Annotated in this window: 17 protein-coding genes; 8 read left to right on the top strand and 9 right to left on the bottom strand. The window is 67.5% G+C overall.

Annotation, left to right across the window (positions count from 1 at the left end; translation table 11 throughout):
* Nucleotides 1-19: 19 nt before the first annotated feature.
* Nucleotides 20-508 carry a GNAT family N-acetyltransferase gene (locus V9K99_RS33340; RefSeq protein WP_337323831.1) on the top strand — a complete coding sequence of 163 codons (489 nt, stop codon included), beginning with the start codon at nucleotides 20-22 and terminating at the stop codon, nucleotides 506-508.
* Here the strand turns inward: V9K99_RS33340 and V9K99_RS33335 are convergent.
* Nucleotides 505-1,599, bottom strand: coding sequence for an S-(hydroxymethyl)mycothiol dehydrogenase (locus tag V9K99_RS33335; RefSeq protein ID WP_337323832.1), 1,095 nt, complete (start codon nucleotides 1,597-1,599; stop codon nucleotides 505-507). The genes V9K99_RS33340 and V9K99_RS33335 overlap by 4 nt on opposite strands.
* 281 nt (nucleotides 1,600-1,880) lie before the next feature.
* Here V9K99_RS33335 and V9K99_RS33330 point away from each other — a divergent pair, with 281 nt between their 5' ends.
* Genes V9K99_RS33330 through V9K99_RS33315 form a run of 4 tightly spaced genes read left to right on the top strand, consistent with a single transcriptional unit; the run spans nucleotide 1,881 to nucleotide 5,449 of the window.
* Nucleotides 1,881-2,759 (top strand): ABC transporter ATP-binding protein, encoded by an 879-nt coding sequence (locus tag V9K99_RS33330; protein ID WP_337323833.1) that lies wholly within the window; start codon nucleotides 1,881-1,883, stop codon nucleotides 2,757-2,759.
* Entirely contained in the window at nucleotides 2,756-3,565 is an 810-nt protein-coding gene (locus tag V9K99_RS33325) for an ABC transporter permease (protein WP_337323834.1), read from the top strand. The genes V9K99_RS33330 and V9K99_RS33325 overlap by 4 nt, the downstream gene beginning before the upstream one ends.
* A 34-nt stretch (nucleotides 3,566-3,599) precedes the next feature.
* Entirely contained in the window at nucleotides 3,600-4,811 is a 1,212-nt protein-coding gene (locus tag V9K99_RS33320; protein WP_337323835.1) for a sensor histidine kinase, read from the top strand.
* A complete protein-coding gene (locus V9K99_RS33315) occupies nucleotides 4,808-5,449 on the top strand; it encodes a response regulator transcription factor (protein WP_337323836.1) in 642 nt (213 codons plus the stop codon). The genes V9K99_RS33320 and V9K99_RS33315 overlap by 4 nt, the downstream gene beginning before the upstream one ends.
* A 6-nt stretch (nucleotides 5,450-5,455) precedes the next feature.
* On the opposite strand, the gene V9K99_RS33310 is transcribed toward V9K99_RS33315, so the two are convergent.
* The 3 genes from V9K99_RS33310 to V9K99_RS33300 form a co-directional block, all read right to left on the bottom strand.
* Nucleotides 5,456-6,313 (bottom strand): hypothetical protein, encoded by an 858-nt coding sequence (locus tag V9K99_RS33310; protein ID WP_337323837.1) that lies wholly within the window; start codon nucleotides 6,311-6,313, stop codon nucleotides 5,456-5,458.
* A complete protein-coding gene (locus tag V9K99_RS33305) occupies nucleotides 6,313-6,501 on the bottom strand; it encodes a hypothetical protein (RefSeq protein WP_337323838.1) in 189 nt (62 codons plus the stop codon). The genes V9K99_RS33310 and V9K99_RS33305 overlap by 1 nt, the downstream gene beginning before the upstream one ends.
* 102 nt (nucleotides 6,502-6,603) lie before the next feature.
* A complete protein-coding gene (locus tag V9K99_RS33300; protein ID WP_337323839.1) occupies nucleotides 6,604-7,443 on the bottom strand; it encodes an isoprenyl transferase in 840 nt (279 codons plus the stop codon).
* Between the two features lie 102 nt (nucleotides 7,444-7,545).
* Between V9K99_RS33300 and V9K99_RS33295 the strand changes: the two genes are divergently transcribed.
* The 3 genes from V9K99_RS33295 (at nucleotide 7,546) to V9K99_RS33285 (ending at nucleotide 9,605) form a co-directional block, all read left to right on the top strand.
* On the top strand, nucleotides 7,546-8,154 hold the full coding sequence (locus V9K99_RS33295) for a hypothetical protein (protein WP_337323840.1): 609 nt from the start codon (nucleotides 7,546-7,548) through the stop codon (nucleotides 8,152-8,154).
* A gap of 554 nt (nucleotides 8,155-8,708) precedes the next feature.
* Nucleotides 8,709-9,140, top strand: a complete 432-nt coding sequence (locus V9K99_RS33290; protein ID WP_337323841.1) for a hypothetical protein — start codon at nucleotides 8,709-8,711, stop codon at nucleotides 9,138-9,140.
* A 228-nt stretch (nucleotides 9,141-9,368) separates the two neighbouring features.
* Entirely contained in the window at nucleotides 9,369-9,605 is a 237-nt protein-coding gene (locus tag V9K99_RS33285) for a hypothetical protein (protein ID WP_337336417.1), read from the top strand.
* 289 nt (nucleotides 9,606-9,894) lie between these two features.
* On the opposite strand, the gene V9K99_RS33280 is transcribed toward V9K99_RS33285, so the two are convergent.
* The 5 genes from V9K99_RS33280 to V9K99_RS33260 all read right to left on the bottom strand — a co-directional run bounded on the left by V9K99_RS33280 (nucleotide 9,895) and on the right by V9K99_RS33260 (nucleotide 14,117).
* Complete coding sequence (locus V9K99_RS33280; RefSeq protein ID WP_337323843.1) at nucleotides 9,895-10,419, bottom strand: hypothetical protein; 525 nt, start codon at nucleotides 10,417-10,419, stop codon at nucleotides 9,895-9,897.
* A gap of 482 nt (nucleotides 10,420-10,901) precedes the next feature.
* On the bottom strand, nucleotides 10,902-11,270 hold the full coding sequence (locus V9K99_RS33275; protein WP_337323844.1) for a hypothetical protein: 369 nt from the start codon (nucleotides 11,268-11,270) through the stop codon (nucleotides 10,902-10,904).
* 289 nt (nucleotides 11,271-11,559) lie between these two features.
* Nucleotides 11,560-12,294 carry a DNA repair protein RecO gene (gene recO, locus V9K99_RS33270; RefSeq protein WP_337323845.1) on the bottom strand — a complete coding sequence of 245 codons (735 nt, stop codon included), beginning with the start codon at nucleotides 12,292-12,294 and terminating at the stop codon, nucleotides 11,560-11,562.
* Between the two features lie 12 nt (nucleotides 12,295-12,306).
* Nucleotides 12,307-13,131, bottom strand: a complete 825-nt coding sequence (locus V9K99_RS33265) for an SDR family oxidoreductase (RefSeq protein ID WP_337323846.1) — start codon at nucleotides 13,129-13,131, stop codon at nucleotides 12,307-12,309.
* Nucleotides 13,128-14,117: an aldo/keto reductase gene (locus tag V9K99_RS33260; RefSeq protein ID WP_337323847.1), complete on the bottom strand. Its 990-nt coding sequence runs from the start codon at nucleotides 14,115-14,117 to the stop codon at nucleotides 13,128-13,130. Before V9K99_RS33260 ends, V9K99_RS33265 begins: the two co-directional genes overlap by 4 nt.
* Nucleotides 14,118-14,201: the final 84 nt, after the last annotated feature.

Genomic DNA, 14,201 nt, shown 5'->3' with positions numbered 1-14,201 from the left:
GGGTTTAGTGAGGATTCTGATGTCTGATCTCGTCGTACGGCGTGCCGGTGAGGCCGATCGGGTTGTGCTGGAGCGGATGTGGCTGATGTTCCGGCACGATCTGTCGGAGTTCCAGGGGCAGTTGCCGCGGCCGGACGGGAGTTACCGCAGTGAGCGACTCGAGTCGGTTCTGGCGGGCGATCCGGACTGGGCGGGCTATCTGTTCTACACCGGGGAGAACCCGGTCGGGATCGCGTTCGTGCGGGCGTTGACGCAGCCGGTGCGGGTGCTGAACACGTTCTTCATCGTGCGGCCGGTACGGCGGCATGGTCTCGGGCTCCGCGCCGTACAGGAAGTCGTCGCACAGCATCCGGGTCCGTGGGAGGTGGCGTTCCAGGAGAACAACTCGTCCGCCGTCGCGTTCTGGCGGCGGGTCGCGACGGCGGTGTCCGGGGAGGCCTGGTCGGAGGAGAAGCGGCCGATCCCGGGCGATCCGGACGCGACGCCGGATGTGTGGATTTCCTTTTAGAGGATGACTACTGAGCGCAGGACGTCGCCGTGGTGCATCTTGGTGAACGCGGCCTCGACCTCGTCCAGCGCGATCGTCTCGGAGACGAAGCGGTCCAGCGGCAGCCGGCCCTGGAGGTGCAGGTCGATCAGTAGCGGGAAGTCGCGGGTCGGCAGGCAGTCGCCGTACCAGCTGGACTTGAGTGAACCGCCGCGGCCGAAGAAGTCGAGTAGCGGCATCTCCAGGGTCATGTCCGGCGTCGGTACGCCGACCAGGACCACGGTGCCGGCCAGGTCGCGGGCATAGAACGCCTGCTTCCACGTCTCCGGCCGGCCGACCGCGTCGATCACCACATCCGCGCCGAACCCACCGGTCAACTCCTGGACCCTGGCGACGACGTCCTCATTGCTGAGGCCCTTGGAGTTGATCGTGTGGGTCGCGCCGAGCTCCTGGGCTGTGGTGAGTTTGCGATCGTCGACGTCGAGGGCGATGATCTTCGCGGCGCCGGCGAGGCGGGCTCCGACGACGGCCGCCGTACCGACGCCGCCACAGCCGATGACGGCGACGGAGTCACCGCGGCCGACGTTGCCGGTGTTGATGGCGGCGCCGAGGCCGGCCATCACGCCGCAGCCGAGCAGGCCGGCGACCTCGGGCTTGGCAGCCGGGTCGACCTTGGTGCACTGGCCGGCCGCGACCAGGGTCTTCTCGGCGAAGGCGCCGATGCCGAGTGCCGGTGAGAGTTCGGTGCCGTCGGCAAGGGTCATCTTCTGCTTGGCGTTGTGCGTGCTGAAGCAGTACCACGGGCGACCGCGCAGACAGGCGCGGCAGTTGCCACAGACGGCCCGCCAGTTCAGTACGACGAAGTCGCCGGGCTGGACGTCGGTCACGCCCGCGCCGACCGACTCCACGATCCCGGCCGCCTCGTGGCCGAGCAGGAACGGGAACTCGTCGTTGATGCCGCCCTCGCGATAGTGCAGGTCGGTATGGCAGACGCCGCACGCCTGCACCTTCACCACCGCTTCCCCCGGACCAGGGTCCGGGATCGCGATCTCCTCGATCGAGACCGGCTGACCCTTACCCGCCGCCACCACACCACGCACCGTCTGAGCCATGCCCAGACGCTAACCGCATCCGCCCTCCCCCGTCAGCCCTCCGGGCGTGGCGCATCTCCCCTGGTACCAGGTCGTACTCGGCTCGCTGCCTGTACTGACCGACGGGTAGTAGACGGTCGACGCGGGCTCCGTCGCTCGCCTCTAGGCGGGGCCTGGTCGGGCAGCGGTCACTACCACCCGTTCTTCGGTACGCACTCGGCCCGGGTGTCCACCGGTTGGGGGACAGAGGGTCAACCGGGTGGTGCTCCCGGGGGTGGGGGTCTGGGCGGGAGGGTTGGGGCATGGAGAGAGCTGAGGCTGTGAGGGTCCGGGGGCTGGTGAAGCGGTACCCGGGCAAGGTGGCGGTGGACGGGGTGGACCTGGACATCCATCGGGGTGAGGTGTTCGCGCTGCTCGGTCCGAACGGGGCCGGCAAGACGACGACCGTGGAGATTCTGGAGGGGTATCGCCGAGCCGACGAGGGTGAGGTCAGCGTGCTGGGCGTCGAGCCGGCGCGCGGCGACCGGTCCTGGCGGGCGCGGCTCGGGATCGTCGCCCAGACCTCCCGCGACGAGGCCGAGCTCTCCGTCGCCGAAATCGTGCACCACTTCGCCGGCTACTACCCGGCTCCGCGGGATCCCGATGAGGTGATCGCCGCGGTCGGGCTGACGGAGAAGCGCAAGACGCGGACGCGGAAGTTGTCCGGCGGCCAGCGTCGCCGCCTGGACGTCGCACTCGGCGTGGTCGGGAACCCGGAACTGCTGTTCCTGGACGAGCCGACCACCGGGTTCGACCCCGAGGCGCGCCGGCAGTTCTGGACCCTGATCGAGAACCTGCGCACCGCGGGCACCACGATCCTGCTCACCACCCACTACCTGGACGAGGCCGAGCACCTGGCCGACCGGGTCGGAGTCATCGCCGACGGCCGGATGGTCGAGGTCGCGACACCCGAGACCCTCGGTGGACGTGGCGCCCGGACCGCGCGCGTCTCCTGGCTGTCCGCGGACGGGATGCGCGAGATCCGCACCGACGAGCCGACCGCAGAGGTCGCCCGGCTGATGACGCAGTACGGCGGTGAGGTCCCGGAGCTGGAGGTACGGCGGCCGAGCCTGGAAGACATCTACTTGGAACTGATCGGATCGGCCGCGGCCGCTCCGGCACTGGAAGGAGCTTTGCGGTGAGCGTCGTACTGCCGTCGCCGATGAAGGTCGGCCTGTCCCGGACCGGGCTGGAAGTGAAGCAGTTCTTCCGCGAACGCGAGCAGCTGATCTTCACGTTCTTCTTCCCGATCATCTTCCTGGCCATCTTCTCGGCCGTGTTCGGCGGCACCGACTTCTCCGACGGAGTCGACGCCGCCACCTACTTCACGCCCGGAATGATTGCCTCCGGCATCTTCCTGACCAGCTTCCAGTCGCTCGCCATCACGATCGCGATGGAACGTGACGAGGACCTGCTGAAGCGGTTGCGCGGTACGCCGATGTCGCCGCAGTCGTACTTCATCGGCAAGATCGGGCTGGTCCTGGTCACCTCGATCCTGCAGTTCGGACTGCTGCTCACGATCGCCGGTCTTTTGCTGGGTGTCGACATTCCTACCGAGCCGTCGAAGTGGCTGCACTTCCTCTGGATCTTCGTCCTCGGGACGGCGTCCGGGTCGGTGCTCGGGATCGCGTTCTCTGTCGTACCGAAGTCGGGTAAGGCCGCGTCCGCAGTGGTGACACCGGTCGTCCTGCTGCTGCAGTTCATCTCCGGGGTGTACTTCGTCTACAGCAGCCTGCCGGAGTGGATGCGGACGGTCGCGGAGTTCTTCCCGCTGAAGTGGCTCGCGCAGGGCATGCGGTCGGTGTTCCTGCCGGACGGGTACGAGGCGAACGAGCCGGGCGGGTCGTGGCAACTCGGTCTGGGCGCCCTGGTGCTGTCGGTGTGGCTGGTGGTCGGCCTGATCGTCGCACAACGCGTCTTCCGCTGGACCCGCCGCGACGCCGGCTGATTGTCACCCGGTTTGATTGGAGGAAGATGGGATCGTGGAACGGACTCGGGTAGACGAACCGATCTGGGTGCGAACGCTGATCGGCTGGCACATCGTGTTCTGGGTGCTGCTGGTGATGACGCTGGTCATCTCGATCTCGGCCGACTTCAGCACGGGTCGTCGGATTGTCTACACGAGTGCGATCGCGTTGCTCGGGGCGGCGTACCAGTTCGTCGGGTGGCCGGCGATGACCTCGCGTCGGCAACTTCCGTCGTACGCGTACCGGATCTTGCTGGTCGGGTGCCTGATGGTGCTGGTCGCGCTGTATCCGCAGGCGGTGTTCGTGATGTTCATCGCGTCGGCGCAGATGTGGCTGCTCTGCGACCGGCTGCGCGAGGGTGTGGCGTTCAGCGTGCTGCTGGTGATCGGCGTCGGCTCCGCGCAACTGTGGAGCGCTGGGTGGGGCTGGGACGCGTTCTGGGAGATCCTGCCGTGGATGGCGGTCAGTCTGGTCGTCAGCGTGCTGTTCGGGCTCTGGATCGCGCGGGTGATCACCCAGAGCGAGCAGCGGGCCGAACTGATCGCGCAACTCGAGTCCGCCCGGGACGAGCTCAACGAGGCGCACCACAGTGCCGGCGTGATGGCGGAGCGGGAGCGGATGGCGCGGGAGATCCACGACACCCTGGCGCAGGGTATGACCAGCATCGTGATGCTCGCGCAGGCGGCCGCGGTCGAGCTCCAGCGCGGCGGGACCGACGGAACCGCGGCACGGCTGGCGGCGATCGAGGACACGGCACGGGAGAACCTGGCCGAGGCACGGGCGTTGGTTGCCGCGTTCACCCCGGTCGCGTTGTCTGAGGCAACGTTGGCGGAGGTGCTGCGCCGGCAGGCTGAGCGCTTCGCGGCCGAGACCGGGGTCGACGTACAGGTATCGCTCGATCTGCCGGACGAGGAAGTCGCCGCACTGCCGCAGGGGCAGCAGGTGGTGCTGTTGCGATCGGCCCAGGAGGCGTTGGCGAACGTTCGGAAGCACGCGGGGGCGACGCAGGTCCAGATCACGCTGGGGCTGTCGGACGGCGGGGTATGGATCGAGATCCGGGATGACGGTTCCGGGTTCGCGCCCGGTACGTCGGCCGGCGGCTTCGGGCTGGCCGCGATGCGGGGGCGGGTCGAGGAGTCGGGTGGTTCGGTGCAGGTCGAGAGCGAGCCGGGTCGGGGTACCCGGGTGCAGGTGCTCGTCCCCGCTAACGCTGAGGAGGATGTGTGATTCGGGTTCTGGTGGTCGACGACCATCCCGTGGTGCGGTCGGGACTGGTCGGGATGCTCGCGGTGACCGACGACATCTCGGTGGTCGGTGAGGCGGGCGACGGTGCGGAGGCCCTCGCGCTGGTGGAGTCGACCAAGCCGGACGTCGTACTGATGGATCTGCGGATGCCTCGGATGGACGGGGTCTCGGCGACCGGTGCGATCGTGTCCGGGTATCCGTCGACCCGGGTGCTCGTGTTGACGACGTACGACACCGACACCGACATCCTGCACGCGGTCGAGGCGGGTGCCGCCGGCTATCTATTGAAGGACACGCCGCATGCTGACCTGCTGGACGGGATCCGCGCGGCGGCTCGTGGTGAAACTGTCCTCGCTCCCCCGGTCGCGGCCCGCCTGATGTCGCGGCTGCGGACCCCGGCAGCACCGGCCGCGGCGCAACCGTCACCGCGCGAGCTGGAGGTCCTGGCGGCGGTCGCCCGCGGCCTCAGCAACGCCGAGATCGGCCGCGAGCTGTTCATCGGCGAGGCCACCGTGAAGACACATCTCCAGCGGTTGTTTGCCAAGCTCGACGTCGACGACCGCACCCGAGCGGTGACGGTCGCCATCGAACGCGGCCTGCTGCCCTCACCCAGGCGCTGAGTCGACCTACAGATTGATGCCGGTACCGTGTGCGGGCCCGCCGGCCCCATGACGACGGTCCTGCTCCCCGCTGCCGGCGGAGATCTGCTGGGCCGATGTCGGCGTCGGATTCTGGGCGGCCCGGGCCGCGTTCGCCAGGTCGGCGCTCTGGTTGAACGCGTCGTGCGCACTGGGCGCCGCGATGGCGACCTGACCGTTCAGACCCGCCAGTCCTTCACGGGCCACACTCACGTCGGTCTCCAGCTGCGAACCCGTCCGGTCGACCACAACGGAGCGCAAGTCCTCGCCGTCGATCTCCGACCCGCGGACCTCGAACCGCGCCGCAGTGACCCGGGCCGACTCGAGCCGGGTCGCCGCCCGGTTGAGGGTGCCGCCTGCCGTTGTGACAGCGTTCCTGAGGTTGTTCAGCCGGACCCGCAACTGGTGGGTCGTCGAGTTGCTGCGACCAGGCAGCTGCTCGAGTTTGTCGAGGTGCTCGATCCCGCTGTCGATCGCGTCCGAACTCTGCTTGAGGAGTTCGCCGAGCCCGGCGACCTCTGACTCCGACTCACGGATCCGCTCCATCAGCACACCCGCGGTCTGCTGGGTTTTCGAGAACTCCTTACGCACTTCGGCACCGGCGTCGTAGCGCTGGTCATCGGTACTGTGCTCGTCACTCTCGACCGATCGGGCCGCCGCCTCGGCACTGCGGACCCGGTCGGCGCCGACGCGCAGCGTCTCGAGGTCCTCCAGCCGGCGGGCCAGCATGCGATCGAAGGAGGGATCGCTCGTGGCGTGCACCACGGCCTCAATGGTCGCGCGCGCCGTCACCAGATCGTTCGTGATCCGATCGGTCCGGTAGATGACCTCGTCCTCGTTCGCCATCAGTGCTCGTCCCGTGTCGTCGGCCGGTGGTCCTGCGGCGACTGGCTGGCCTGCGGCGCCGGATGGTTTGTCTGCTGCGCGAGCCGGTCGTCCTCGGCCAGGGCGGCGCGCAGGATGTCGCCCAGTTCACGGACCTGCTCCTGCGCGGCGCGCAGCTCTCGTTCCACCTGAGCCGCCGGATCGTCCATCGGTTGGTCCTGCATATCAGTCCTCTCCGTCCGGATCAGTGTGCCAACAAGAGTTGACGCCCTGGAGTCCACCACCGTTCCGTCGTACGGCGTACGTCGTACTCAGCTGTCGGCGACGACAGGGTTGGGGATCGCGCCGCCGTACCGCCGGTCACGCTGCGCGTAAATCTCGATCGCGCGCCACAGGTCGCGGCGGTCGAAGTCGGGCCAGAGCGTGTCCAGGAAGACCATCTCGGCGTACGCGAGCTGCCAGACCAGGAAGTTCGACGTACGCTGCTCACCCGACGAACGGACGAACAGGTCCACCTCGGGGATGTCCGGCGCGTACAGGTGCCGGGCGACCGTCTGCTCGGTGATCCGGTCCGGCTTGAGCTTGCCGGCGGCAACATCGCGCGCGATCGACCGCATCGCATCCGCCAGCTCCGCGCGACCGCCGTAGTTCACACAGAACTGCAGCGTGATCGTGTCGTTGTGCTTGGTCCGCTCCTGCGCGTACTCCAGCTCGTCGATCACGCTCTTCCACAACCGCGGCCGCCGCCCGGACCACACCACCCGCACGCCCATCGCGTCCAGCTCGTCACGGCGCCGGTGGATCACCTCGCGGTTGAACCCCATCAGGAACCGCACCTCTTCGGGCGACCGGGCCCAGTTCTCGGTCGAGAACGCGTACGCCGAGATGTACTTCACGCCGATCTCGATGCCGCCCTTGATCACATCCAGCAGCGACGCCTCCCCCGCCTTGTGCCCCTCGGTCCGCGGCAACCCCCGCTGCTTCGCCCACCGCCCGTTCCCGTCCATCACGATCGCCACGTGCCGCGGCACCAACTCCGCCGGGATCCCCGGCGGCCTGGCCCCCGACGGATGCGGATCCGGCGCCACCACCACCTTCTCCCCACCCCGCTGCACCACACCCCAACCCCGACGACGACCAATAGGCGACATAACCAGCAGTCTCCCGCACGCCCGAACCCTGTGGATAACCCACCCCGGCGAACACCCTCCGTATGACACCCTTACACCAACCGCACTCAGATCGGAGCCTGAATGACCCGCCGCCCGGCCCTCGGACCCGCCACCGCAGCCCTCAGCGCCCTCCTGGCGCTAACCGCCTGCCAAGCCTCCCCCGAAGCCGGCCGCCCCAACACCACCCCCACCTCCCCCACAGCAACCCCAACCCCCACCGCCCCCTCCACCCCCGAGTGGACCCCAGAACAACAAGCCGCCATCACCGCCGCCAAAGCCCGCTATACCGCCGCCCGAGCGGCTATTGACAAGGCCATGCTCGCGCCGACCAAAGCCACGCGGACTGATCTGGAGAAAGCAGGCAATGGCGGGTCCTGGATTCTGACTATTCTTCAGGACATCCTCAATTTCGAGGATTACGGCTGGTACCAGACCGGAAATACGAAGATCACCAACACGATGGTGACGTCAGTCAAGCTCGATCTTCAGCAACCGGAAGTTCGAATGGTCAGCTGCATCGACAGCTCTGCGGTCGTCATCAGATTCCAGAAAGATGGCAAGCCAGTTCCCACGGGACCGGGCAACGGGAACCGTCAAAAGTTCTCCTCACAACTCGTTTACGCCCCGCCTGCCCCCGGTGGCCAGAAGATGTGGTGGCTCATCGCAGACAAGGCCATGGGCGCATGTTGAGGCGAGGCTTCAGAGCAATCGTCTTACCCCTGTGCGTATTGGGGTTGCTAGCGTCCCCGTTGGTTGCGACTGCCGGGGATAAGCCGCCTCGTCCGGGACCCGACTACGTCTGGACATGCGTCGGCGGCGGCAACCGTTGCATGTGGATCCTGAAGAGCTATGTCAACGCTCCCGATAAGACCGAGCCAGTCGATGGCAAGGACCCGCAGGGAAGGACCAAACGAGTCTGCCAGCACGGCGGGGCGCCGCAGGCTTGCACCTCTCGGCTGGGTAACTGGTCGAACAGCCAGCAGTGCTACATGAGGCGCGAGGCTCCACAGCCGCCCTTCGGCGATCCGCGGTGGCAGGGGCATACCGACGGGAGTATCTGGGCGTGTGTGCGGGAGCAGGGGTATGACGAGGGGGAGCATTTGGTGACTGAGTGGGTTTGGTTGCCTGGGGAGCCTGACACTGTGGTGGTTGATCCGGTGACGTTGGCTTATCGGGCGATTGCGTTGATGGAGTTGGCGCCGCCGGTTGTCAGGACGGCGCCTGGGGTGGGGCAGGTTGGGTTGGTGAACATGCCTGTGTGGTTGTGGGTGGAGAAGAGTGAGAACACCTGGGGGCCGATTGCGCGTAGTGCGAGTGTGCCTGGGTTGAGCGTGACGGCTACTGCTCAGGTGAAGGCCATCAATTGGGCCATGGGTGATGGGAGCACGGTGCGGTGTGAGGGCGCTGGGACGCCGTACGACAAGTCGATGGGGATCAAGGACTCGCCGGACTGCGGGCATCGGTACAAGAAGACGTCTCGGGAGTTGCCGAAGTGCGTGTACCCGGTGACGGCGACCGCTCAGTGGGACATCACCTGGCAGAGCACGCTGGGTGATACCGGGCAGATCTCGATGACGCAGGACGCCGCGACCCAACTGCGGATCGGCGAGGCGGTCCCGGTGCTGGTGGATCCCAATGACTCACAACCCACCGCTCCGGCCAAAGCCACCTGCTGACCTGCGGGTCACAAGCTCAGAGGACATCGACGCACTGCCGAGCCTGTCGCCGAAGCCGGCCGGCCCCTGCGGCAAGCGGGTGAGCTGCGAGCCGATCGCGTCCGAGATACACCTGCTGTCCGAGGACGACAGCCAGCCGGCTGCCGGATGGCCGGCGCTGATCGGGGCGGACGGAACGAGGCACGAGCTTCCGCCCAGGGTGTTCGAAGCGTTGCAGTTCACACTGCCATGGGTGCTGACGTACAACCAGCCGTCGAGGGGGCGATGCGGCAGGGTTTGCTGTGCAGGTCACGGCGCTTCGGCATGAGTCTGCCGATCGACGAGGCGGCCGCCGCGATCGGGATGGGGAGCGACGATCTGCGGTCGTACATCGCCGAGGGTGCGATCCCGTTCCGATCCATCGAGTACGTCGACTGGGTGCGACTGGCCGACGTACTCGCCTTGGACGTACGACTGCGAAACTAGCGCCGGAAGCACTCGACACGATGCTGAACGAGTCCGAGTCCGAGTACGAGTACGACGATGACGACGTACCGGAACCTGGTCAGGACAGGTAGAAGCCCGCGATGCCAGAGCCAGTTAGGCGGGCGTTCCTAAACGCTTCCAGCCGCGCTGGTCGGCGGAGATGCTCGACGAGGTACGACGAAGTCGTCCGTCCACTCGGGGGTCCCGATGATCGAGCAGATCAAGGACGTCCGGCTGTTGGGTGCCGGTTCGCAGGCAGCCAGAAGGGTGGCCGCTTGGGCGGCTGTTGTTAGGGGCAGGGTCTTGGCGATGGTTGGGGTGCGGGTGCGGTGGCTTCTGGGGCTACTAGGACTGGGCGGAGGTCGGTGATTTGGAGGGGGATCGAGCGGCTGAAGTTGAGGGGGATGTTGCCTTGCATGCCGCCGCCGGTCCAGTGGACGTTCCAGTAGGCGGTTGCGGTGACTTGGAATTGGCCGTTCTTCTCGCAGCGGGAGGTCTTGCGGTAGGTGTGGCCGCACGTGGGTGATGCGGGGATTTCCTTGAGGGATTTGCCCTCGGCGTTCGCCCGGATGAACGGGGTGCCGGCTCCCTTGCAGGTGACTACGTCGCCGGCGCCCATCGACCATTCGATCCGGTCGACCGTTCCAGTGGCTTCGATGGTTACGCCGCCTAGCGTCGCCCGCTCGGTCAACGGGCCGGTCGTGCTCGCACCCGGATCCGTTACCCACATCCAGATCGGGACGTTCACGATGCCTTCGTGCGTCGCACTCTGCACGTACGGCGACAACCCGAGCTGCGGTGCCACGAAAACCATCGACTTGACCACCTGCTGAGCCGCCACCCGAGGATCAATCGTCTCCGGCTCCCCCGGTTCCCGGACGACAGGCTCGAACCTCTCGATCCCCTCCGGTCTCCCATCCACCACGTCCAGCAGAACCCAGCACCGGTAGAACTTTGTCCCGGGCGGATAGTCGCTGGCCGAATTGACCATCGAGACCGGCGTGTCAGTCGGCGTCAGATAGCACCCCGACGCAGCATCCCAGAACCCGTTCTGCGTCCGACACGGAATCGCCTTCCCCTCGAACACGCACCCCGGCTGTCCGACCTCCTTCGACCCAGGTTTCCCCTCGCCGGTGACAGGCGGCGTTCCCTTCTGATTGTTCAGCGTGATTCGGCACAGGCCGGAGATCAGGTCCCAGTCACATTTCGGAGCTGCGGGACTGGGCGTCTGCAAGCCAGGAGTCACTCCGGCCATCGGCAAGCCTGCGAGCAAGCTCACCGTCGCAATCACCGAGGTCAGCATTTTGCCCCCTGATTCTCGCCCTTGATGACTTTCCAGCTTCCAGCGATCAGTTGCAGATCGCGGTTGTCCAGCCAACGAGTCGGCGTACCGGGCTGCCTCACACTCTTTCCGGTCGAATCGACGGCCTGAGTCTTCGACGTGTCTAAGCAGGCCTGGATGGATGCCGTAGTGAACTTGCCGGCAGTCGCCCCAGCCACCTTGACTGGCTTGACCCAGATGAACTCCGGGGCCCCGATGGTCCTGATCCTCCGGCCGCGATAGTTCTCAGCCTGAATCTGGGATACACGAAGCTCGACGCCAGCTGCGACCGATGGGAGGCTCTCCACCTCCGTGCCTCCACTCGCCGTCATCTCGTTGATCACCTGGATGTACCGGCGGTAGGCGGCTACGGCTGCGGCGCCGGCTTGCTCTGACTCGTTGGCCGGAGTGGAGGCGGTGCTGGTCGGTGCGGTGGAGGGGGTGAAGGGTGGGGGTTTGGGGGTTTCGTTGGTGCAGGCGGGGAGGGTGGTGGCGACTGTGGTGATTAGGGCTGCTGTGGCTAGTCGCCTGCGCATTGGGGGACCTCCGGGAACCGAACGGGGACTACTGAGAGTGCAACTGTTTCATACGTTCGGTTCGTGGGGGTGGGGTTATCCACAGGGCTTGCGGAGGTTAGGGGGTTAGGTCCAGGTGGGGGAGGGAGCGGAGTTGGTGGTCTTGGTGGTAGGTGAAGAAGGCGGCTATCAGGCCGGTGGATTCTCGGCGGGTGCGGGGGTCGGCTTGGAGGACCGTGGGCCAGTCGCCGGTGAGGAGGGCGGCCAGGTGGGTGACGGTGGCAGGGGCGGGCATGGCTGAGGCTGGGGGGCGGCAGGTGGCGCAGACCATGCCCCCGGCGGCGGGGTTGAAGGCTCGGTGTGGGCCGGGTTCGCCGCAGCGGGCGCAGTCGCCGAAGGAGGGGGCGTAGCCGGCGATGGCGAGGGAGCGGAGCAGGAAGGAGTCGAGGACGATGGCGGGTTCGCGTTCGCCGTTGGACAGGACGCGGAGGGCGCCGGCCAGCAACAGGAACTGCTGGGTCGCGGGTTCTTTCTCCTCGACGACGAAGCGATCGGCGGTCTCGAGCAGGACCGTGCCGGTGGTGTAGCGGGCGTAGTCGCCGACGATTCCCTCGCCGTACGCGGAGATCGAGACGGCCTGGGTGACGACGTCGAGGGTGCGGCCGGTGGCGAGTTGCAGGTCGACGTGGCTGAACGGCTCGAGCCGGGCGCCGAAGCGGGACGAAGTACGGCGGACGCCCTTCGCGACGGCGCGGATCTTGCCGCGGCCGCGGGTCAGCAGCGTCGCGATCCGGTCCGCTTCACCCAGTTTCTGGGTGCGCAGCACGATCGCCTCATCCCGGTAGAGCGGCACCCGAACAGTCTCTCACCCGCGGGCGACATACTCCTCGAGGCTGGTCGGCCGGCGGCCGGTGATGTCCTCGACGGCAGAGGACACCGCGCTCAGCTCGCCGCTGGCGATTGCGGCGTACGACGTGACCCAGCCGGCCACCTCCCAAGCGGGAGCGCCGTACACCTCGCGGGACCGGTAGGCCTCGTCCAGCGTCTCCGCCTCGTAGCGGACGGGCCGGCCCCAGGCTTCGGAGAGTACGGCGGCTGCCTCGGCCAACGTGAAGGCGACCGGGCCGGTCAGGTCGTAGGTCATGCCGGAGTGCCCCGGGTCCACCAGAACCCGGGCCGCTACCGCTGCCACGTCGTCGCGGGCCACCGCGGCCACTCGCCCGTCGCCGGCCGGTCCGCGGATCGAGCCGTCCTCGCCGACGAATCCGGTGACGAAGTCGAGGTACAGGTTGTCGCGCAGGAAGGTGAAGTCGACGCCCAGGGACCGGATGTGTTCCTCGGTGTGCCAGTGGTCCCGAGCGAAGGTGAACGTCGACCCCGGCGCCGCACCCAGGAACGAGGTGTAGACAATCCGCCGCACACCGGCCACCACCGCCGCGTCGACCGCTGCCTTGTGCAACGCGACCCGATCCGCCGACTCCGTTGCACTGAGCAACATCAGGGTCTCGATCCCGTCCAGCGCGTCGGCGAACGACTGGTCGCCGTACGCCCCCTGCGCCACCTCCGCGCCCGGCAACTCCGGAGCACGCGCCGGATCGCGAACGATCAGCCGCTGCGGTACGCCGGAATCCGCCAGCAACCGGGCGATCCGGGAACCGAGCTGACCGGTGGAGCCGGTGAGGCCGATCACTTGCCCACCAGGTCCATCCCGCCCTGGGTGTACCGCTGTCCGGAGACCGCGTCCGGCGGGAACGCCTCGTCCAGCGCGGCCAGCTCGTCCGCGGTCAGCTCGACGTCGGCCGCACCGAGGTTCTCGGCCAGGTACTTGCGCCGCTTCGTCCCCGGGATCGGCGCCACATCGTTGCCCTGAGCAAGCAGCCAGGCGAGCGCCAGCTGACCGGGAGTGACGCCCTTGTCGGCAGCCATCGCGGTCACCTGCGCGACCAGGTCGAGGTTGCGCTGGAAGTTCTCCCCGCTGAACCGCGGCAGCCCGCGGCGCATGTCGTCCGGCTCGAAGTCGTCCGGCGACTTGAGCTGCCCGGTCAGGAAGCCGCGTCCGAGCGGGCTGAACGGGACGAATCCGATGCCGAGCTCACGCAGCGTCGGCAGTACGACGGTCTCCGGGTCACGGGTCCACAGCGACCACTCGCTCTGGACGGCGCTGATCGGGTGTACGGCGTGCGCGGCCCGAACCGTGTCGCCGTTCACCTCCGACAGGCCGAGGTACCGGACCTTGCCCGCCTCGACGAAGGAGGCCATCGCGCCGACGGTCTCCTCGATCGGCACCTGCGGGTCGCGCCGGTGCAGGTACCACAGGTCGATGTGGTCGACGCCGAGGCGGCGCAACGAGGCGTCCAGAGCCTGCCGCGCGTACTCCGGGCTGCCGTCGACCACAGTCGGCAGCGCGTTGCTGTCGGCCGGCTTCTTGAAGCCGAACTTGGTCGCCAGGACGACCTGGTCGCGACGGCCGGCCAGCGCGCGGCCGACCAGCTCCTCGTTGGCGCCGTCGCCGTACACGTCGGCGGTGTCGATGAAGGTGCAGCCGGCGTCGATGGCGGCGTGCAGGGTGGCGATGGACTCGGCCTCGTCCGTCGTCACTCCGTAGGACTGGGACATCCCCATGCAACCGAGGCCGAGGCAGGAGACGTGCAGGTCACCGAGCTTCGATTCACGCATGCCCCGAACCTACCGTCGTCACCCGTTGCTGTGGGCAAGACCCTCCTGCGGTCACGGTCAGTGACAGGGCTGACTGATCAGGCA

Source organism: Kribbella sp. CCNWLW201, assembly GCF_037203805.1.
Lineage (GTDB): Bacteria > Actinomycetota > Actinomycetes > Propionibacteriales > Kribbellaceae > Kribbella.
Note: the sequence above shows the minus strand (reverse complement) of the source record. Positions and strands in the feature narration are given on the sequence as shown.

Bases quoted from the DNA above. Each gene is read 5' to 3' on its own strand.
- V9K99_RS33340 (WP_337323831.1), top strand. From the start codon at position 20: ATGTCTGATCTCGTCGTACGGCGTGCCGGTGAGGCCGATCGGGTTGTG.
- V9K99_RS33335 (WP_337323832.1), bottom strand. From the start codon at position 1,599: ATGGCTCAGACGGTGCGTGGTGTGGTGGCGGCGGGTAAGGGTCAGCCG.
- V9K99_RS33330 (WP_337323833.1), top strand. From the start codon at position 1,881: ATGGAGAGAGCTGAGGCTGTGAGGGTCCGGGGGCTGGTGAAGCGGTAC.
- V9K99_RS33310 (WP_337323837.1), bottom strand. From the start codon at position 6,313: ATGGCGAACGAGGACGAGGTCATCTACCGGACCGATCGGATCACGAAC.
- V9K99_RS33305 (WP_337323838.1), bottom strand. From the start codon at position 6,501: ATGGACGATCCGGCGGCTCAGGTGGAACGAGAGCTGCGCGCCGCGCAG.
- V9K99_RS33300 (WP_337323839.1), bottom strand. From the start codon at position 7,443: ATGTCGCCTATTGGTCGTCGTCGGGGTTGGGGTGTGGTGCAGCGGGGT.
- V9K99_RS33295 (WP_337323840.1), top strand. From the start codon at position 7,546: ATGACCCGCCGCCCGGCCCTCGGACCCGCCACCGCAGCCCTCAGCGCC.
- V9K99_RS33285 (WP_337336417.1), top strand. From the start codon at position 9,369: ATGGGTGCTGACGTACAACCAGCCGTCGAGGGGGCGATGCGGCAGGGT.
- V9K99_RS33280 (WP_337323843.1), bottom strand. From the start codon at position 10,419: ATGGTTTTCGTGGCACCGCAGCTCGGGTTGTCGCCGTACGTGCAGAGT.
- V9K99_RS33260 (WP_337323847.1), bottom strand. From the start codon at position 14,117: ATGCGTGAATCGAAGCTCGGTGACCTGCACGTCTCCTGCCTCGGCCTC.